Raw genomic sequence first — 20,339 nt, forward strand, 5'->3', positions numbered from 1 at the left:
CGCTACACAGGACGGGTGGAACTGGCGCAAGTTGTCCAACAGGCACGCGATACGGGTAAGTCGGGCAATGTCGCCCGTGCGAAGGTGCAAACGGGTCGCGCGGTGCCGTCCGCCGGCACCTGGGGGAACGGGGAGTCGGCGAAACTCCTTGCGAAGGTGGTGGGCGTCGCCGACAGGGCGACCGGTACTGTGCGACTGAAGGCGAAGGTCGCCGAGGCAGACGAGATACCTCTCGAAACGCCCTCGACGAACACCATTCGCAGAGATGAATAGCCACAAAGATTCACAATCAGTACCGACACAATCAGTACCGAGCAGTGCCCCAAAGAAACGGTACGGAGGGGGAAATACCGACATGCCGACCTGCCCGAGCGGCCACCAGTCGGTGGCCGAAGACTGGTGCGAGGTGTGCGGCCAGCGGATGGCGGGTGCGCTCCCCCCGCCGCCCTCCCTGCCTGCCGGCTTCCTGAACACGCCACCTCCCGGCCAGCCCGGCCCGCCTCCCGGCCAGCCCGGCCCGCCACCGGGCCAGCCCGGCCCGCCGCCCGGCGCCCCTGGTCCCGGCCCCGGCGGCATGGGTCCCGGCGCTCCCGACCCGCAGGGCGGCTACGGCTTCCCACCGCCCGCACCGGGCCCCGGCCAGCCCGGCCCCGGCACACAGGGCGGCCAGGACGGCTATGGCTTCCCGCCGCCGGCCCCCGGCCAGCCCGGCCCCGGTTCACAGGGCGGCGGCTACGGCTTCCCGCCGCCCGCGCCCGGCCCCGGCCAGCCCGGTCCCGGCCAGCAGGTGCAGTCCGAGCCGTGCCCGCAGTGCGGTACCCCGCGCGCGGCGATGGCGCCCTTCTGCGAGGAGTGCCGCTACAACTTCCTCACCAACTCCCCGATGTCGTACGCCCCGGCGCCGGGCCAGCCGACCGGCCAGCAGCCGGGCCCGCCGCCCGGTATGCCCGGTCCCGGCACCCAGGGCGGCGGCTACGGCTTCCCGCCGCCCGCTCCGGGCCCCGGCCGGCCCGGCCCCGGTACGCAGGGCGGGCAGGACGGTTACGGCTTCCCGCCGCCGCACCCCCAGCAGCCGCAGCCCCCGCAGCAGGACATGGCGCCGCCCGGCTTCCCCGACCAGCCCGGCCCCGGTGGCTTCCCGGGCCAGCCCGGACCCGGCGGCTTCCCCGGGCAGCCCGGCCCGCCGCCCGGTATGCCTGGCCCCGGCCAGCCCGGCCCGCCGCCGCAGCAGGGCGACGACTGGACGCTGAACCCGCCGAGCGCCCAGGGCGCGCCCCCGCCCATGGCGCCCGCGCCGCCCGGACCCGGCCCGCAGGCCCCGTTCGAGCAGCAGCCGCCCACGCCGTTCCCGCCGCAGCAGCCGGGACCGTACGAGCCGCAGCAGGCCCCGTACGAGCAGCAGCCCCCGTTCGAGCAGCAGATGCCGCCGCAGCAGGGGCCCGGACCGGACCAGCAGTGGAACGGCGGGCCCGGCCAGGGCCCCGCGGCGCCGCCGCAGGGTCCGCAGCCGGTCGTCGGCGCCGGCTGGGTGGTCGCGGTCGCGCCGGACCGTGAGTACTTCATGGCGATGATGGGCCGCAGCGGCCCGGAGGCGGCGGGGCTCAACCTGCCCTCGTACTCCCCCGAGCAGGTGCTCCCGCTCGCCAACGGCCAGATCGCGGTCGGCCGCCGCCGCAACAGCACCGGCGAGTCCCCGGACGTCGACCTGGGCAGTGCGCCGGAGGACCCGGGCGTCTCGCACCAGCACGCCCTGCTGGTGCAGCAGCAGGACGGCAGTTGGGCCGTGGTGGACCAGAACTCCACCAACGGCACGACGATCAACCTCGCCGAGGACCCGATCCAGCCATATGTGCCGGTGCCGCTCCATGAGGGCGACCGGGTGCACGTCGGCGCCTGGACGACGCTGACCATCCGCCGGGGCTGACCCGCGGGCCGTACACCGGACGAACGGGGCGTGATCAATCGATCACGCCCCGTTCGCCTTTGCGGTGCCGGCGCCCCCGTGGATCGTCCTACGACCGGAGTCCTAGCCCTGGGCGTCTGCCACCATGGACGGGTGAACAAGATTCCACGCGGCACGCTTCAGGAGCAGACCTTCTACGAGCAGGTCGGTGGCGAGGAGACCTTCCGCCGCCTGGTGCACCGCTTCTACCAGGGAGTCGCCGAGGACCCGCTGCTGCGGCCGATGTACCCGGAGGAGGACCTGGGCCCGGCCGAGGAGCGCCTCGCGCTCTTCCTCATGCAGTACTGGGGCGGCCCCCGTACGTACAGCGACGGCCGCGGCCACCCCCGGCTGCGGATGCGGCACGCCCCGTTCACCGTCGACCGGGCCGCGCACGACGCCTGGCTGCGGCATATGCACGACGCCGTGGACTCCCTGGGCCTGTCCGAGGAACACGAGACGCAGCTGTGGAACTACCTCACGTATGCGGCCGCCTCGATGATCAACGCCGCGGACTGAGGAACGCGTCACACCGGGCGGCCCCGCGCCCCCAGCCGCCCGGCCCCGTCACAATCCGGTCAAGGACTCCCGCAATCCGCTCACCGGACACCGCGCTCTGACAGCATCTGTTCATCTGTTTGGTGCTGTTGGGGTGGGTGCTGCGAGCCTGGCAGGGGGACCATGGCCGGCTTCGTCTTCGTGCGGGTGCGGGCGCATCGCCTGCTGCTGACCGCCGCGCTGGTGTCGGTACTGCTGACCAGCACGGTGCTGGCGACGCTTTCCGCCTTCTCCGACGCGGTCGGGGACGCCGGCCTGCGCACGACCCTGCGCACGCGCTCCGCGGCGGCCGCCGCGCTCCAGGTGAAGGCCCAACTGCCCGCGGAGCAGCGGGAGCAGGCCGACCGCGCGGTGCACACGGGAGCCCGGCGGGCCTTCGACCGACTGCCGTTCACGGTCCACACCCTGACCCGCTCCGGGCCGTACGCGCTGCCCCGCGCACTCCGGCCGCCGCGGGCCCGTAAGGGCGAGCCGGATCTGACCCACCTCGCGGCCATGGACCGCTCCCGCCTCACGCTCACCAAGGGGCGCTGGCCCGCGCCTGCCGCACACGGGCCGCTGCCGATCGCCGTGCCCGAGGCCGCGGCCGCCCGGCTCGGGATCGGGCCCGGTCGGCGGCTGACCCTCGACAACCGGCTGTCCGGCCCCCGTCTGGCCGTCGAGGTCACCGGCGTCTACCGGCCCAAGGACCGCACCGACCCCTACTGGAAGCTCGACGACCTCGGCGGGCGCGGGGTGCGCACCCTCGACTTCACCACCTACGGGCCGATGGTCACCGACCCGGCGGCGTTCCGCGGCGGACCGCTGGTGCAGGACTCGGCCGGCTGGCTCGCCACCGCCGACTTCCGCTCGCTGACCGCGGACCGGCTGGACGCGCTGCGCGCCGCCGCCGGACGCGCGCCCAGGGCGCTGATGGCCGATCCGGCGTTCGCGGGCCGGGCCACCGCCACCACCGATCTGCCCGACGCCCTGGGGCAGTTGCAGCGGTCGCTGCTGGTGAACCGCTCGACGATCCTGATCGTCGCGCTGCAGCTGATCCTGCTCGCCGGGTACGCGCTGCTGCTCGTCGCCCGGATGCTGAGCAGCGCGCGGACCGGCGAGACGGCGCTGCTGCGGGCCCGCGGCGGCTCCCGGCGGCGGATCGCGGGGCTGGCCCTGGCCGAGTCGCTGCTGCTCGCCGCCCCGGCCGCGCTGGGCGCGCCGCTGCTGGCCGGCCCGCTGATGCGCCTGCTGGCCGGCAGCGGTGCGCCGGCCCGCATCGGACTGCCGGTGGACACCCGGCTCACCGGCGCGACCTGGCTGGCGGGGACCGGCGTGGCGCTGGGCTGCGCGCTCGCGATCGCCGCGCCCGCGCTGCTGGACGGCGGGGATGACGGCCCACCGCGGCGGCGGGCGCTGCCCGGCGTCCTCGGGCGCTCCCCCGGGCGGACGGAGTGGCGGTCCTGGGGACGCACGGGCGCGGACCTCGGGCTGCTGGTGCTCGCCGGGGTCGCGTACTGGCAGCTCCAGCGGCAGACGGCGGGCGGCGACGGACCGGACGGCGGCGGGGTGCTGACCGGCGACACCACCGGCCGCCTCGGTATCGATCCGGTCCTGGTGGCCGCTCCGGCGCTGGCCCTGCTCGCCGGAACGGTGCTGACGCTGCGGCTGCTGCCCCTCGTCGCCCGGATCGCCGAGCGGGGCGCGGCCGGCGGCCGGGGCCTGGCCGCGGCGCTGGCCGGCTGGCAGATCAGCCGCCGCCCCTCCCCAGGCTCTCCACTCCGTTCGAGCAGGGGAGGCCCCGACCGCGGCGCGGGCCCCGTGCTGCTGCTGGTGCTGGCCACCGCGCTGGGCATGCTGGCGATCGGCCAGCGTGCGTCCTGGGACCGCTCGCAGGACGACCAGGCCGACTTCCGGGCGGGCGCGGCGGTGCGCGTACTGGGCGGCCGGGCACCGCAGTTGGGCCAGGGCGGGGCGTATGCGGCGGTGCCGGGGGTGGCCGCGGCGCTGCCCGCCGGGCAGGCCGTGCTGAACCTGTCGGGCGGCCGGACCTCCTCGCTGCTCGCCCTGGACGCCGGGCGGTCGGCGGGGGCGCTGCTGCCGCGCGGCGACCTGCTGGGCGGCGCCCCGGACGACCGGTCGGGCCGGGCCGCGGACCGGGTGCTGCGGACGGTGGCACCGCACGACGGCACTCCGGTCGGCCTCGAACTCCCCGCGGACACCGGCCGCCTACGGCTGAGCGCGACCCTGCGCTCCCTGAAGGAGCTGCCGTCCGGGCCGGGCGCCACCGGGCACGGCACCGGGCACGGCACCGGGCCGGTGCCCGCCGGCCTCTCCGCCGTCGTCACCGACCGCTTCGGCGTCCCGTACGCCCTGCCGCTCGGCACGCTCGCCGCGGACGGCGCCCCGCACACCCTGGAAGCGGACCTCGCCGCCGCGGCCGGCGCCCCGGCGGGACGCCCGGCCGGTCCCCTGCGGCTGACCGGTCTGGTCGCCGACACGGAGCGGTCGGCGGTCTCCCACCGCCAGCAGCTGACCGTCGCCACCGCACAGGCCGTCACCGAAGCGGGCCGGCCCCGCCCCCTGTCCGCGCCCGCCACCCTGGCCTGGCGGGCGCAGATCACCGGCGGCAGCGGCTCCGAGGGCGAGCAGTCCGGGCCCGCGGCGGGCCGGGCCGAGGTCCCCAAGGGCGGTCTGCTGTCCCAGACCTACGACACCGGCTTCCGGCCGGACCCGTGGAGCGCGGCGGTGACGACGGTGCGGATCACCGCCGCACACCCGAAGCGGCCGCCGCTCGCCGCGGTCGCGACCGAGGCGTTTCTGCGCGACAGCGGCTCGAAGACCGGCGCCACGATCGAAGTCCCGGTCAACGGGGAGCCGTTGAAGGCGCGGATCGTCGCGGCGGTGCGCGCGCTGCCGGCCGTGGCGGACGGCGGCCCGGCCGGCACCGGGCTGCTGGTGGACTTCGGCGCGGTCAACGAGGCGCTGGCCGATCGCGGCGCCGCGCCGCTGACCGCGACCGAGTGGTGGCTGCGCCCGGAGCCGGGTGCGGCGGCGCAGGCCGCGGGCGCGCTGCGGGCCCGCCCGGACATCGATCCGGGCCAGGTCCTGGTCCGCGACGAGATCGCCCGGCAGCTGCACGACGATCCGCTGGGGCTCGGCCCGCAGACCGCGCTGACGGCCGCCGCGGCGGTCGCGGTGGCGCTGGCGGCGGTCGGCTTCGCGGTCGGCACCGCCGGGTCGGTCCGCGAACGGGCCGGGGAGTTCGCCGTGTTGCGGGCCCTGGGCGCACCGCGCCCGCTGCTGGCCCGGATGGTCGCCGCCGAGCAGGGCGTGCTGGTCGCGCTGGCGCTGGCCGTCGGCGTGGCGCTGGGGACGGTGCTCACCCGGGCGGTGGTCCCGCTGATCGTGCTGACCCAGGAGGCGGGCCGTCCGGTGCCGCCGGTTGTGGTGCAGCTGCCGGCCGGCCAGGTGGCCGCGCTGCTGGCGGCGGTCGCCGCGGTGCCGCTGCTGATCGTCGCGGCCCTCGGGCTGCGCCGCGGCGACCCGGTACGGGCCCTGCGCGGCCAAGGAGCGCTGTGATGAGGACGAGCACGAAGACGGGGACGGGGACGCGGCGGCCGGTGGGTGAGGTCCGGTGAACGCGCTCACCTGGGCGGCCTGGCTGCGCCTCCGGCTGCGGACGTCGCGCGCGGCGGCGACGGCGCTGGGCGCCCTGGTGCTGGTGACGGCGTTCCTGGCGGCCGCGTTCCCGCGCGGGGTCGAGGCGTACGAGACGCGCGGGGTGCGCCATGCGATCTCCTCGGCGCCGCCCGGCGATCGGACCCTGGAGATCTCCGTCTCGCCCGCCGGGGCGCCCGGCACCGACCCGGCGGCCGCCTTCGCCGCGACCGAGGTCGACCGCCAGGACCGGGCGCTCCGACGGCAGTTCGCCGCCCCGCTGCGGATCGCGGCGGACGATGCGGTCCACGGTGTCCGCACCACCAAGCCGCTGCGCGCAGACGATGCCTGGCTGCCCCGGCCGGACGGCGTCGCCCCCGCCCTGTCGCTCCGGGCGGCGTCCGGCCTCGACCGGCACGCCGCGCTCACCAAGGGCCGGCTGCCGCGGGGCGCCGCCCCCGGGGCGCGCACCCTGGAGGCGGCGGTGACCGTCGCCACCGCGCGGACGCTGACCCTGCGCGTCGGCAGCGCACTGCATCTGGACGGCCTGACCGTACGGATCTCGGGTCTGCTCGCCCCGCGTGCCCCGGACGGCGCGTACTGGGCCGTGGACCCGGTGCTGACCGCCGCCCGCAGGGACGTGACCCCGGGGCCGCCGCCGCAGCGGTTCTGGCACGCCGGTCTGCTGCTGGCGCCCCAGGACGGCCCGGCGCTGGCGTCCACCGGGGGCGCGCCGGAGAAGTTCTGGCGCTACCCGGTGGACGCGCGCGGGCTGACCGCCCAGGAGGCTCCGCTCCTGCACGACCGGCTGCTCTCCTTCGAACACGGCGCGGCGCTCGCCCGGTTGCGCGCGGTGGCGGGCGGCGACGCGCTGGCCGACAGCTCGGTGGACGGCCTGCTGGAGGGCCATGCCCGGTCGCGGGCGGCGATCGCGCCGGTCATCGCGGTGGCCGCGGTCGGCATCGGCACCGTCGCCGGTGTCGTGCTGCTGATGTCCGGTGCGCTGACGGCGGCCCGGCGGCGGCCGGAGCTGGCGCTGCTGCGGGCCCGCGGCGCCTCGCTGGCCGCGCTGACCGGGCAACTGGCGGCGGAGACCGCCGTGGTGGCGCTGCCCGCGGCGGCGGCCGGCTGCGGGCTGGCGCTGGCGCTGCTGCCCGGTGAGCGCGTCTGGCCCTCGCTGGCGGCGGCCGCCGGGGCCGGTCTGCTGGGCACGCTCGCCCTGCCGCTGCGGGCCGCCGCCGCCCACCGGCGCCCGCGCCCCACCGAACGCGCCGACCTGGCGCATGCCCGCCCCTCCCGGCGCCGTACGGTCGCCGAACTGACCGTACTGGCACTGGCGGCGGGCGCGGTGGTGGCGCTGCGCCGCCGCGGCACGGCGGCCGGCGACGGGGTGGACGCCCTGGTCAGCGCCGCCCCGGTGCTCGTCGGCGTGATCGCCGCGCTGCTACTGATGCGGCTCTACCCGCTCCCGCTGCGGCTGGCCGCCCGCCCCGCCGCCCGCGGCCCGGGGCTGATCGGGTTTCTCGCGCTGGCCCGCGCGGGCCGCGCCCCGGCCGTCGCCGGGCTGCCCCTGCTCGCGCTCCTGGTGGCGCTGACCACCGCGTCCTTCGGGGGCTCGGTGCTCGCGGGCATCGACGCGGCCCGCGACCACGCGGCGCTGACCGCCGTCGGCGCCGACGCCCGCCTCGTCGGTGACCGGCCCCTGCCCCAGGACCTCCGGCGCGCCGTCGCCGAGGTGCCGGGCGTCGAGGACACCGTGGCGATACGGATCGCCGTCCAGGCCGCCGACGACGGCGGCCCGCCCCTCTATCTGGTCATCGCCGACGCCGAGGCGTACTCCCGGCTCGCCCGCGCCACCGGGCTGGGCGCCTTCTCCGCCCGGGAGCTGGCCGACCCCGGCGGCGACCGGCCGCTGCCGGCGATCGTCTCCCCCCGCGTCCTGGCCCGGTTCGGGCGCGCCCCGATGGCGCTGCAGCCGGACTTCGGGCAACTCGTCGTCCGCCCCGCGGCGGTACGCGCCGACACCCCGGCCCAGCCCGGCGGCGACTTCGTCCTGATCAACGCGGAGAGCGTGGCGCGCCGCCACCCGGACACCTACGCCGAACCCGCCAACGGCCCCACCGTCCTGCTGCTGTCCGGCCGCCGGCTGGACACCGAGGCGCTGCGCACCACCGTCCGCGCGCACACCCCGGCGTCGCTCTCCGCCGACCTGGTGCTGCGCTCCGCCGAACGCGCGCGGCTCGCCGATCCGCCCCTCCAGCAGGGCGCGCAGCGCCTGTACACCGCCGCCGTCGCGGCCGGCGCCGGATTCGCGCTGCTGGCCCTGCTCCTCGCACGCCTCCAGGCCGCCCCGCAGCAGGCCCATCTGCTGTTCCGGCTGCGCGCGATGGGCCTGACACCGGCACGGGGACGGCGCCTGATGGTCCTCGAAGCGCTGCCGCCGGCGCTGCTGGCGGCGTTCGGCGGGGCGCTGGCCGGCGCCGCCACGATCCGGCTGCTGCGCCCCGGTATGGACCTCACCGCGCTCGCCCTGGCCGGGGCCGCGGGCGGCGCACCGGACACCGTACGGCTGCGGTCCGATCCCGCGTCGCTGCTGCTGCCGTCGGCGGGCGTGGTCGCGCTGGCGCTGGCGGTGGCACTGGCCCAGGCGTGGCTGAGCGAACGGCGGCGCGAGCGCGCCGAATGGAGACTGGGGGACCTGGGATGACCACACCGTCCGACCACGGCGAGGGCGCCTCCGCGGCCGCGGCCGGCACCGGGCTCGCGAGCCTCGCCGAGCTGGAGCGCCGCGCGGCGGCCCGGCGCCGGCGCCCCGCCTACGGGCACGATGCGCTGATCGCCTGCGACCGGCTGGTACGGGTCTTCACCACCGACGGCGTCGAGGTGCAGGCCCTCCAGGGGCTCGATCTACTGGTCGCCGAGGGCGAGTTGATGGCGCTGGTCGGCGCGTCCGGCAGCGGCAAGTCCACGCTGATGAACATTCTGGCCGGGCTGGACGTGCCGACCGCCGGCGCCGCCAAGGTCGCCGGCCGCGATCTGCTGACCATGGACGCCGGGGCCCGGCTCGGCTACCGCCGCGAGGTCGTCGGCTTCGTCTGGCAGCAGACCGCCCGCAACCTCCTGCCGTATCTGACCACGCTGCAGAACGTCACGCTGCCGATGCGGCTGAGCGGCGGCCGGCGCCGGGCGGCCCGTACGAAGGCCGCCGAGCGGCTGCTGTCGATGCTCTCCCTGGAGCACTGCCGCGACCGCCGGCCGCACCAGCTCTCCGGCGGTGAGCAGCAGCGCACCGCCATCGCGGTGGCGCTGGCGAACACCCCGTCGGTCCTGCTGGCCGACGAGCCGACCGGCGAGCTGGACTCGCACACCGCCGAGCAGGTCTTCACCGCCTTCCGCACCGCCAACGAGGAGCTGGGCACCACCATCGTGATCGTCACCCATGACCAGGCGGTGGCGAGCGAGGTGCGGCGCACCGTCGCCATCCGCGACGGCCGTACGTCGTCGGAGGTGCTGCGGCGCACCGAACGCGACGCCGCGACGGGCCGGGAGTCCCTGGTCGCCCGCGAATACGCGATGCTCGACCGGGCGGGCCGCCTCCAGCTGCCGGCCGATTACACCGGAAGCCTGGGCATGGAGCATCGCGTCCTGCTGGAGCTGGAGAGCGACCACATCGGGGTGTGGCCGGACCGGCCGGCCGACGAGGGACGGCAGGAGGAGGGGCCTGGGGAAGGTCCCGGGGAGGTGCCCGCCGACGGGGCTGCTGACGGGGGCGGGCAGGCGCCGGAGCCCGGGGACGCCCGGCGCGCGGACCGGGACTCCTAGGGCCTGTCCGATGGGTCCTGGCCGGGCCCTGCCGCCTCAGACCGGTGTGACCGTGAGCCCCGACAGGCCCGTGAGCCCGGCCGGTCCCCCGGTCCGTACGGCGATCGATCCGTACGGGGTGCTCAGCCGCAGCCAGCCGCCCGCGGAGAGCAGGCTCAGCGACTGGCCCCCGGGCAGCTCGCCCTGAGCGCCGGCGGTGGGGCCGCCGGTCAGCGCCCCGGCCCGGGCCGGACGCAGAAAGCCCAGCGACTGGGCGGCATGCGCGGCGCGCAGCGGGAGGTGGGTGTCGCCGAGGGTGCGCGACCAGATCTCCCGGCCGATGCGGTCGCGTTCGGCGCGGGTGCGGTGCTGCGGCGGCAGCGCCTCGTCACGGGCCCGGAACTCGGCGACCGCGGCGGCCACCGCGCGCACCAGCGCCTCGGGCGCCGGCAGTCCCGGCACCCGCTGCCAGCCGCCGCGCGGCGGCAGCAGCCCGGTCCACGGCGGTCCCGTGACGGCGGCGGGCACGGTCAGCGTGCCCGCCGACGGCTCGATGCCTTCGAGGAGTTCACCGGCCGAGACGGTGGTGTCCAGGCCGGTGTCGCCGGCCAGCCGGGCGGTGCGGATCGCCAGTACCTCGAAGGACGGCGGGCGGCCGAAGACGGCGAGCACCCCGCCGCCGGCCTGGAGCCGTACCGCCGCGGCGCGGTCGTAGTGGATCAGCCGGGCGAGGAAGGCGGCGAGGTCCGCCGCCTCCCCGGCATCGGCCAGATGCAGCGCCGTCATACCGCGACGGATCCCTCCTGACGCGAGGCGTCGTCCAGATACTCCTTGAGGATGCCCTTCTCCTCCGCGCTGAGGCGCCGCGGACGGCCCTCGGTGAAGTCGAACGGCACGACGACGGTCGATGCCCGCGCATAGAGCGCGTCCTCGTCCTTGACCTCGTAGCCGACGGTCAGCGACGCGGCGCTGACCCTCGTCACCCACAACTCGACGGTCACCGGGGCGTGCCGGTGCACCAGCGGCCGCAGATAGTCGATCTCGTGCCGGGCGACGACCGAGCCGCCCTTGAACGACGGGCTGCCGCCCCCCGGCGCCAGCCGGCGCATGAAGTCGATCCGCGCCTCTTCGAGGTAGCGGACGAAGACCACGTTGTTGACGTGGCCGAACGCGTCCATGTCCGACCAGCGCAGGGGGCAGGAGTAGAGGTGACGCACGACGGTCAGCCCCGGGTGAGCTTCTTGTACGTGGCGCGGTGCGGGCGGGCGGCCTCCGCGCCGAGCCGCTCGATCTTGTTCTTCTCGTAGGACTCGAAGTTGCCCTCGAACCAGAACCACTTGGATTCGCCCTCGTACGCCAGGATGTGGGTGGCGACGCGGTCGAGGAACCAGCGGTCGTGGGAGACGACCACGGCGCAGCCGGGGAACTCCAGCAGCGCGTTCTCCAGCGAGGAGAGCGTCTCGACGTCGAGGTCGTTGGTCGGCTCGTCGAGGAGGAGCAGGTTGCCGCCCTGCTTGAGGGTGAGCGCCAGGTTCAGGCGGTTGCGCTCGCCACCGGAGAGCACCCCGGCCGGCTTCTGCTGGTCCGGGCCCTTGAAGCCGAACGCGGAGACATACGCCCGCGAGGGCATCTCGACCTGGCCGACGTTGATGTAGTCCAGCTCGTCGGAGACCACGGCCCACAGGGTCTTCTTGGGGTCGATGTTCTCGCGGCTCTGGTCGACGTAGGAGATCTTGACGGTCTCGCCGACCTTGATGTCGCCGGAGTCCGGGGTCTCCAGGCCCTGGATCATCTTGAACAGCGTGGTCTTGCCGGCGCCGTTCGGGCCGATGACGCCCACGATGCCGTTGCGCGGCAGCGTGAAGCTCAGGTCGTCGATCAGGACCTTCTCGCCGAATGCCTTGTTGAGCTTCTCCACCTCGACGACGACGTTGCCCAGGCGCGGGCCCGGCGGGATCTGGATCTCCTCGAAGTCCAGCTTCCGCATCTTGTCGGCCTCGGCCGCCATCTCCTCGTAGCGCGCCAGACGCGCCTTGGACTTGGCCTGCCGCCCCTTGGCGTTGGAGCGCACCCACTCCAGCTCGTCCTTCAGGCGCTTGGCGCGCTTGGCGTCCTTCTGGCCCTCGACCTTCAGACGGGTCTGCTTGGTCTCCAGGTACGTGGAGTAGTTGCCCTCGTAGCCGATGGCGCGGCCGCGGTCGAGCTCCAGGATCCAGCCGGCGACGTTGTCGAGGAAGTACCGGTCGTGGGTGACGGCGACGACGGTGCCGGGGTACTTCGCCAGGTGCTGCTCCAGCCACTGCACGGACTCGGCGTCCAGGTGGTTGGTGGGCTCGTCGAGCAGCAGCAGGTCGGGGGCCTCCAGCAGCAGCTTGCACAGTGCGACGCGGCGGCGCTCACCACCGGAGAGGTTGGTGACCGGCCAGTCGCCGGGCGGGCAGCCCAGCGCGTCCATCGCCTGCTCCAGCTGGGTGTCCAGGTCCCACGCGTTTGCGTGGTCGAGGTCCTCCTGGAGCTTGCCCATCTCCTCCATCAGCGCGTCGGAGTAGTCGGTCGCCATCAGCTCGGCGACCTCGTTGAAGCGGTGCAGCTTGCCCATGATCTCGGCGGCGCCGTCCTGGACGTTCTGCAGCACCGTCTTCGACTCGTCCAGCGGCGGCTCCTGCAGGAGCATGCCCACGGTGTAGCCGGGGGAGAGGAAGGCGTCACCGTTCGACGGCTGCTCAAGACCGGCCATGATCTTCAGCACCGTGGACTTACCGGCGCCGTTGGGACCCACGACACCGATCTTCGCGCCCGGCAGGAAGCTCAGCGTCACGTCATCGAGGATGACCTTGTCGCCGTGCGCCTTGCGCGTCTTGCGCATCGTGTAGATGTACTCAGCCAAGAGAAACCGTCCGGCAGATTGGATCGAAAAGGGTCTGTGAGCGGCACCGCCCGGGGCCTTCGGAGGACACGGCCGAGGGAGGGCAGATACACCCCATCTTGCCGTACGTCCATCCCTGGAAGGAAACGGGTTCCGACGGGCGGACGCCCGTGGCCCCGGAGCAGCACAACGCTCCGGGGCCACGGGATGTTCCTCGACCACCGCCCGGTCACCGGACGGTCGCCGATTGTTACTGGGCGGGCGAACCGGTCTTCTTCTTGCGGAGGAAGAACACCGCGCCGCCGCCGACCACCACGAGGACGACCGCGATGCCCGCGATCATCGGCGTGGCACTGCTGGAGCCGGTCTCGGCGAGGTCGGTGCCGTGATCGCCACCGGTGCTGCCGCCGACCGAGGCCGGGCTGGGCTGGGGGGAGGGCTTGCCGCCGCCGCTACCGGCGGTCTTGCAGTCCAGAACACCGGTGAAGGTCTTCTTGAAACCGCCCGCACCCTTGATCGTGATCTCGTACGGCTGGTCCTCGGCCACCGGGACGGTCACGGTCTGCGACTTGCCCGGGGCGACCTCGTACTGCTTGCCGGAGAGCTGGAAGCCGAACGCCTCGTCGCCCTTGTTGGTCGCCGTGACGTCCACGCCGCCCTTGGAGCAGTTCTTCTCGGCGGTGATCGCCGGGATGGCGCCCTGCTTCTTCCAGGAGACCGTGGCGGCCGCGGAGACCGTGGACTCGCTGGAGCCGGCCAGGATCTGGGTCTGGCTCTTGGCGTGCTCGCCGATGCCGGTGAAGGCGCGGCCGACCGGGACCTTGGTGGCGGCCTGCGCGGTCAGCGAGGTGCTGCCGTCCGCGGCACCCTTGGGCACGTCGAAGAAGAGCTGGGTGCCGTCGGTGGCGCTGGTGACCGGCTTGCCGTCCTTGCCCACGACCTTGACGCCGGCCGGGACGTCGGCGGCCGGGGAGATCGTGACGCTGTCGGCGTTGGTGTGCACGGTGACCGGGCCGAGCTTGCTGCCGGACTTGCCGGAGACGGCCGGCGGGTCCAGCGTCAGCGAGGCCCTGGGCTCGGCGACGTTCTGCGCGTTCTTCTCCAGGAAGTCGGCGAGCTTCTCGGCCGCCGGGTCGACCGCGTCCACCTTGGCGTGGTCGGAGAAGCGCCAGATCGCGACCTGGGTGCCGGCCGCGGCGGTCTTCTCGGTGAGGTTCCCGGCACCGGCCTTGGCGGCGAGCGCGGCCAGGTCGTTCACCTGGGGGTAGGAGTTCTGCAGGATCCAGCGGATCTTGCCGGCGTCCCCGTTGTTGTGCAGCGACGAGGCGCTCCAGGGCACTTCCTGGTACTTCGCCTGCTGCTGCGTCGGGTTGTGGATGTCGATGCAGTACGTCTGGAGGGTGCCGCCGTTGTCGACGGACATCTCGAAGAGCCCGGCGCCGACGCGCTGGTCCCCGCCGTCACTGTGCACGACCGCCTGGTCGAAGGTCTTCAGACCACCGAGCGTGGCGGTGGCACCGCCGTGCGCGGGGGTGGTCTCGTCCGCCGCGGCAGTGCCCGCGGTGGCTATCGCGCCGGCCGCGACCAGGCCCGAGGCCACGACCGCGGCGGCAAGGCGGGCTGCGCCCCGCCCCTTCATCGAAAGCATGAATTTCCCCTCTGGGCGAGGCGGTCGAGTGGGGAAGATGCCTCGCCGAAAAGATCGCAAAGAACTCAGCAGCCGAACGTCAGCCCCCGTGAGCCCCCGTGAGTACCTGTCGGATCTTATGGAGCGGGTGCATCAGGGTCCCCACTAATGGCGTCTCATAAGCGATCCGAATCGCAATCGTTACCGACATCGAGCATCCTGACCTGGCATTATCGATAAATCCCTGCCCCCCTTTTCAGGGGCCTGGCGCCGTCTGTGGCGAATTGCCCGCATCCGAGGAAGCGGAGGCGGAGCCCACGGCCAACGGGGTTTTCTGCAGGTGGTGTTGGCGTGGGGCCGCAGGGCGCGGCTTCGGCTTCGGGTGCGGCCGCTCGTGCGGCTCGGACCGCGGTGGGGACTGCTGCCGTGCCGGCCGCGGGTGCGGCTGCTCCTGCGTCGCCGACTGCGCGGGCGGTCGCTCGCGCTCGTCCAACTGCTGCTGCGGGCGGGCGTGCTCGTCCGGCTCCGGCTGCGGTGTGCCACGCGGCACGAGATCCCCTCCCGTGCGCGCCGATCGCAGGACTCTGCGGAACGCCGCGGTGCCGCGCGAGAGATCGTGGCCGATCGCCACGGCGTCGACCTCGGCCGAGAACCAGCGCTGCCCGCCCCGCTCGGCGGACTGCTCCCCTTCGCGCAGCCGCAACCTTCCCTGGACCACGAGCGGTTCGCCCACCGCCACCGACGCGGCGACGTTGTCCGCCAGCGCGCGCCAGGACCGCACCGTATAGAAACTCGTCTCCCCGTCCGCCCAGCGCTCCAGCGACTTGTCCCACCGCCGGGACGTCGCCGCCAGCCGGAACCTCGCCACCGTCACGCCCGCCGTCGTCTGCCGATGCTCCACCGCCGTCGCGGCGTTGCCCACCAGCGTCACCATCGTGTCGTTCACGGAACACGCCTCCCCCGCGTCCTGCGCGCTCGCCCTGTGCCGCGTGCGCTGCGTTGTTCTCATGCTGCACGGATCCGGCGCGGCCCGCGGCGGCCTGTGGACGGGCGGCCGAGTGTGGATAACCCGGCCACCCGTCAGGGTGTCAGGCGCCCGACGCCACCGCGTACTGCTCGCGCACCTCCCGATAGCGCAGCAGCTCGGCGGCGACCGGTTCCAGCACCCGGGCCCGCCCGCACCCGGCCGCCGCACTGCGCAGCCGCCGCTCGGCGTCCTGCCCGTACCGCCTGGCGGGACCGCGCGCCACCACCTTGCACAGCCACAGCAGGGCCGGTCCGCCCACCGAGCCGATGACCGCGGGCAGCAGCCCGTAGAGCCAGGCCGTCGCGCCGACCACGCCGGTGAGCGCACCCAACAGCCACAGCACCCCGACGACTTGCAGCGTCGACAGCATCCCCTGCAGCGTGGCGGCCACCGTCCACCAGCGCGGCTTGACCGCCGGCCCGGCCCGCAGCGACTCCTCGGCGTCGGCGGCCACCTTGTCCAGCGCCTCCGGCAGGCCGTACGCGCCCCGCTCCGCGGCCTCGCGGACCGCCTGCGCCCACGGTGCCGGCAACCCGTGCGCCGCCTCACCGGCCACCGCCCGTACGGCCTGCTCCACCACGGGCCGCGCCGCCGCCCGGCTGTCCCCCGCCGCCTCGGCGGCACCAACGGCCGCCTTGAGGCCGGGGACCGTCCTGGGGCCCCGGTTCCTCACCCGCCGGCCCCGCATCCGCGCCCACGGCGAACCGCACGCACGTTCCGCGTGGCGCAGCCAATCGCGTTCCGCCGCGCGCCCGGTGGCCACCGCCCCGACCGCCTCGGCCACCCGGTCGTCGAACTCCTCCCGGGCCCGCTCCGTCAGCCCGACCCGGCTGCGCGCCACATACACCGAACGCAACCGCTCGGCCGCCGCATCGACGTCGGCCGCCAGCCGCCGGTCCGCCGCCCCCCGTTCCGCGACGAACTGCGCGAGCGCCTCCCGCAGTTCCGCCACGCCCTGGCCGGTCGCGGCGGAGAGGGTGAGCACCGCCGCCCCGGGCTCCCCGTGCTCGCCGAGCGCGAGTCCGTCCTCGTCCAGCAGCCGGCGCAGATCGTCCACCACCTGGTCCGCGGCGTCCCCGGGCAGCCGGTCCACCTGGTTGAGGACGACGAACATCACCTCTGCGTAGCCCGCCAGCGGCCGCAGATACCGCTCGTGCAGCACCGCGTCCGCGTACTTCTCCGGGTCCACCACCCAGATCACCGCGTCCACCAGCTCCAGCATCCGGTCCACCTGGGCACGGTGCTCGGTGGCCGAGGAGTCGTGGTCGGGCAGATCGACCAGGATGAGTCCGCCCAGCCCTGAGCTGCCGTCCGCGGGGGTGTGCCGTCGGTGCGCGGGCACGCCCAGCCGGTGCAGCAGCCCCTCCGCGCCCGGCCCGCCGCCCGGCCACACGCAGGCCACCGGGTCGGCGGTCGTCGGCCGCCGCGGACCGACCTGCGAACGGTGCGCTCCGGCCAGCGCGTTGAACAGCGACGACTTGCCGCTGCCGGTGGCCCCGGCGATGGCGACGACGGTGTGCTCACCGGACAGCCGATACCGCTCGTCCGCCACCTCCAGCACCCGGCCCGCCGCCTCCAGCGTCCGCCCGTCCAGCCGCGTCCGCGACAGCGCGATCAGCTCCCGCAGCGCCTCCAGCCGCCCCCGCAACCCGCCCCCGGCGGCCCGCGGCCCCCCATCGGCGACCCAGCGGTACCCGCCCCTGCCGTCCCTCTGCGCAGGGCTCCACGACGCCTCGCAGCACACGTCATGCGATGCCGACTCGGCGCATGCTCCGGCGCCCGAACCGGCGTGCGCGCCGCCGTATGACGGTGTACGCGACCCGACGGGCGAAACCCCACGCGAAACCCCATGCGAGGCGGTACGAACGCCGCCTGACCCGACGCCCCCATCGGTGGAGGAGTCGGCGGGTGAACCCGTGATGCCGTGCCCGCCACGTGCGTCGACGGGCGAGGTCGTGCGCGAGCCCGCGCGAAGCCCGATGCGCGCCCCCGACGGCGACGCGCCACACGACGCGGCGCCCGAGACGACTGCCGATCCGATATCCGATGCGTCCTGCACCTCGACGCATGACTCACCACCCGCTTCCGCACCCCCCGCCACACCACCCGGCGCGGTCCCGTCGCTCGACGGCTCCGCCCCGGCCTCACCCCCGCCCCGCCGCACGCCCGGCCTGGGCACCCCGCCGTCCCGCACCCGCCGCGCGATCAGCCCGTCATCCCACGCCCGCCCCCCTGCTCCCCCCACCGGCCCCACCCCACGTGCCGCCTCCTCTCTCCCGTCCTCCCCTCCCGGATGCTCCCCGTCCGCCCTCACCCCACCCGCCCGCTCCCCCGTCTTGTGCTCTTCGCCCCCTTCCTTGCCGCTGCTCTCCCGCTGCCCGGCCGCCCGGTCGATCCCCGCTCCCGCGCCCGCTTCCGCCTCCGGCCCCGTCACCGTCGATCCGCTCACCGCGACACCTCCTCCTTCGCCATCTCCAGCCCCGGTCCGCCCCCCGACACCGCCCCCACCGCCATCTCCTCCCGCTCCCGTGGCCGCTCCGCCCCGCCCCGTTTCTCCGTCTCCCCCCGCTTCCCCCGCCCCGTCTGCCGCTCCCTGTGCAATACGGACAGCGCGGCGATCAGCTCGGCCTGCTGTTCCGGCGGGACGGTCAGCCGGTCCAGCGGTGCCAGCCGCCGCTCGCGTTCACCGTCCAGCGCACGCTCCAGATAGGTGGTCAGCAGCCGGCCGCCCCGCTCGCAGAGCCGTAGCGCGGCCTGCGCCCCCAGCAGGTCGGCGAGGTTCTCGCCCGCCGTACGGGCGCGCCGCCCGCCGAGCAGCTCGGCGGCCAGCAGGGCAGCCGATTCCTCCGGCTCCACCGAGCCGGCCCGGTCACCGGCCTGGCCACCACGCGCCTCACGGGTCTCCTCCTCGGCCAGCTCCTCCAGGCACCGCCGCCAGCGACGGACGATCACTCCGAGGCGCCCGGCCGCACCCGCCGCGCCCGCGGCCGCCGTCAGCGAGACCTCCGCCGCCGCGGGATCGCGCCGCCAGGCGTCCGCGGCCCGCTCGTCGGCCTCCTCGACGGCGCAGGTCAGCAGCGAGGCGAGCCCATCGGTCAGCGCGTCGAGCAGCTCGTCCGGCCGGCCGCCGAGCCCGTGATCACGCCAATGGGCGCGCGCGTCCCCGGCCAGCACCTCCCCGGCCGCGATCTCACGCCGCACCCGCATCGCGGCCCGCTCGTACGCCTCCTCGACCCGCCCGGTCAGCCTCAGCGCCGCGGCGTGCTGGGCGGCGGCGGCCCCGGCCAGCGCGGGCAACCGGCTGCGCAGCGAGGTGATCACGCCGGCGGCCGTACGTTCCGCGGCGGCGACCCGGGCGACCGGGTCCTGGGCGTGCCGCTCCAGCCACTCCCGCAGCGCCGCGACGGCCGTGGCCGGCAGCAGCCCGCTGCCGCCGCCCGCCGACTCGGGCAGCTCGGGAATGGTGAACCGCGGCACCTGGCCGAGTCCGGCGCGCTGCAGGAGTTCCGCGTAGCGCCCGGAGATATCGGTGGCGATCTGATGCGGCACCCGGTCCAGCACGGTCACCAGCGTGACGTCGTACTCCTTGGCCGTACGCAGCAGATGCCAGGGCACCGCGTCCGCGTAACGGGCGGCCGTGGTGACCAGCACCCACACATCCGCCGCGCAGATCAGCTCGGCGGCCAGCTCCCGGTTGCGCGCGACCAGCGAATCGATGTCGGGCGCGTCCAGCAGCGCCACGCCACTGGGCACCGCCGCATCCGCCTCGATCCGCACGCTCAGCGCGCCGGCCTCCCCCGCTCCCCTCCCTCCCCCTTTGCCTTTCCCCGTCTCTTCCTCCTCCCCCGTACCGCCATAGCCCCCATACGCACCTGCCGCCCCACCCCCCTCCCTGTCGTACTCCGCCCCCCTCTCGTACTCCGCCTCCCTGTCGTACTCCCCCTCGCCGCCGTCGTCCTGCTCGGGCACCCACACCCGGGTGAGCTGCGGCAGCACCCGGGGCCCGGCGAACCAGTGGACATCGTCCGGATGGCAGACCAGCACCGGCGTACGGGTCGTCGGCCGCAGCACCCCGGCCTCCGAGACCCGTCGCCCCACCAGCGAATTGACCAGGGTGGACTTGCCCGCCCCGGTAGATCCCCCGATCACCGCGAGCAGCGGGGCCTGAGGAGAGTGCAAGCGGGGAATCACATAGTCGTCGAGCTGGGCGAGCAGCTCGTCCCGGTTTCGCCGGGCACGGGCCGCGCCCCTGAGTGGCAGCGGAAAGCGTGCGGCATCGACGCGGTCGCGCAGAACGGACAGCGCGTCGATCAGCCGGGGTCGTACGTCCAAGGTCGCCACATGTGCAGAATGCCCAATTTCGTTGGGTTTTTGAAGCGTATACCCCCTCGTGCGCGCCGCAAGAACCCCCACAGAACGGGACGAGTGACGCATGGGACGATCGCGACAAGCGAGACGCAGGCATAACGAGTGCACAACACCCGACGCACGAGACGCCAAAAGCGGTGCAGGATTCGTACCTGCCTGCGATTATCGGGACCGCTTCACCGAACCTCCACAACGTGCCACGGAGGTGAAGCAACCGGGACGAGGCACCCGGACCTCTATCCTTGTCCGCGGTCCGTGATCCACGTCCACACCGGCCCCCGTAGCTCAGTGGATAGAGCAGGTGCCTTCTAAGCACTTGGCCGCAGGTTCGAGTCCTGCCGGGGGCGCCACGCCAGACCCTCCCATCGGGAGGGTCTTTTTGCTGGTCGGGGCGGGTGTGGCCGCACATGCGAAGGTGCCGGGCCCTCCCCCGGTGATCGCGGAGAGGGTCTGGTGCTGTCCGGCTGCCACCGGGTTCTGCGGGGCGCTCTGTCGAATACGTGTCGAAGTC

Annotated in this window: 12 protein-coding genes, 1 tRNA gene and 1 pseudogene; 7 read left to right on the forward strand and 7 right to left on the reverse strand. The window is 74.8% G+C overall.

What is annotated here, in order from left to right; genetic code table 11:
• Positions 1-3 precede the first annotated feature (3 nt).
• The 6 genes and pseudogenes from ACZ4NB_RS29940 to ACZ4NB_RS29965 all read left to right on the forward strand — a co-directional run.
• Positions 4-273 (forward strand): annotated as a pseudogene (locus tag ACZ4NB_RS29940) (hypothetical protein); the annotation flags it as partial.
• Positions 274-355: 82 nt separating this feature from the next.
• Positions 356-1,924 (forward strand): FHA domain-containing protein, encoded by a 1,569-nt coding sequence (locus ACZ4NB_RS29945; protein WP_467666176.1) that lies wholly within the window; start codon positions 356-358, stop codon positions 1,922-1,924.
• Between the two features lie 132 nt (positions 1,925-2,056).
• On the forward strand, positions 2,057-2,461 hold the full coding sequence (locus tag ACZ4NB_RS29950) for a globin (RefSeq protein ID WP_467666177.1): 405 nt from the start codon (positions 2,057-2,059) through the stop codon (positions 2,459-2,461).
• Between the two features lie 162 nt (positions 2,462-2,623).
• Complete coding sequence (locus ACZ4NB_RS29955; RefSeq protein ID WP_467666178.1) at positions 2,624-6,061, forward strand: FtsX-like permease family protein; 3,438 nt, start codon at positions 2,624-2,626, stop codon at positions 6,059-6,061.
• 55 nt (positions 6,062-6,116) lie between these two features.
• Positions 6,117-8,846 (forward strand): FtsX-like permease family protein, encoded by a 2,730-nt coding sequence (locus ACZ4NB_RS29960; RefSeq protein ID WP_467666179.1) that lies wholly within the window; start codon positions 6,117-6,119, stop codon positions 8,844-8,846.
• A complete protein-coding gene (locus ACZ4NB_RS29965) occupies positions 8,843-9,961 on the forward strand; it encodes an ABC transporter ATP-binding protein (RefSeq protein WP_467666180.1) in 1,119 nt (372 codons plus the stop codon). Before ACZ4NB_RS29960 ends, ACZ4NB_RS29965 begins: the two co-directional genes overlap by 4 nt.
• Positions 9,962-9,997: 36 nt before the next feature.
• On the opposite strand, the gene ACZ4NB_RS29970 is transcribed toward ACZ4NB_RS29965, so the two are convergent.
• The 7 genes from ACZ4NB_RS29970 to ACZ4NB_RS30000 all read right to left on the reverse strand — a co-directional run bounded on the left by ACZ4NB_RS29970 (position 9,998) and on the right by ACZ4NB_RS30000 (position 19,792).
• The gene (locus ACZ4NB_RS29970) at positions 9,998-10,726 is read right to left on the reverse strand and encodes a DUF8010 domain-containing protein (RefSeq protein WP_467666181.1); all 729 of its coding nucleotides are present in this window, start codon (positions 10,724-10,726) and stop codon (positions 9,998-10,000) included.
• Complete coding sequence (locus ACZ4NB_RS29975) at positions 10,723-11,157, reverse strand: acyl-CoA thioesterase (RefSeq protein WP_467666182.1); 435 nt, start codon at positions 11,155-11,157, stop codon at positions 10,723-10,725. Before ACZ4NB_RS29975 ends, ACZ4NB_RS29970 begins: the two co-directional genes overlap by 4 nt.
• Before the next feature lie 5 nt (positions 11,158-11,162).
• On the reverse strand, positions 11,163-12,827 hold the full coding sequence (ettA, locus tag ACZ4NB_RS29980) for an energy-dependent translational throttle protein EttA (RefSeq protein WP_467666183.1): 1,665 nt from the start codon (positions 12,825-12,827) through the stop codon (positions 11,163-11,165).
• A gap of 229 nt (positions 12,828-13,056) precedes the next feature.
• Positions 13,057-14,454 carry an LAETG motif-containing sortase-dependent surface protein gene (locus ACZ4NB_RS29985; protein WP_467666184.1) on the reverse strand — a complete coding sequence of 466 codons (1,398 nt, stop codon included), beginning with the start codon at positions 14,452-14,454 and terminating at the stop codon, positions 13,057-13,059.
• A 235-nt stretch (positions 14,455-14,689) separates the two neighbouring features.
• On the reverse strand, positions 14,690-15,379 hold the full coding sequence (locus ACZ4NB_RS29990; RefSeq protein WP_467666185.1) for a single-stranded DNA-binding protein: 690 nt from the start codon (positions 15,377-15,379) through the stop codon (positions 14,690-14,692).
• A 142-nt stretch (positions 15,380-15,521) separates the two neighbouring features.
• Positions 15,522-17,624, reverse strand: coding sequence for a YfjP family GTPase (locus ACZ4NB_RS29995; RefSeq protein WP_467666228.1), 2,103 nt, complete (start codon positions 17,622-17,624; stop codon positions 15,522-15,524).
• A 281-nt stretch (positions 17,625-17,905) separates the two neighbouring features.
• Positions 17,906-19,792, reverse strand: coding sequence for a dynamin family protein (locus ACZ4NB_RS30000; RefSeq protein WP_467666229.1), 1,887 nt, complete (start codon positions 19,790-19,792; stop codon positions 17,906-17,908).
• Positions 19,793-20,102: 310 nt separating this feature from the next.
• Between ACZ4NB_RS30000 and ACZ4NB_RS30005 the strand changes: the two genes are divergently transcribed.
• Positions 20,103-20,178 (forward strand) — tRNA-Arg (locus ACZ4NB_RS30005).
• Positions 20,179-20,339: the final 161 nt, after the last annotated feature.

The sequence above is a fragment of the Streptomyces sp. NPDC026575 genome (genome assembly GCF_055567415.1).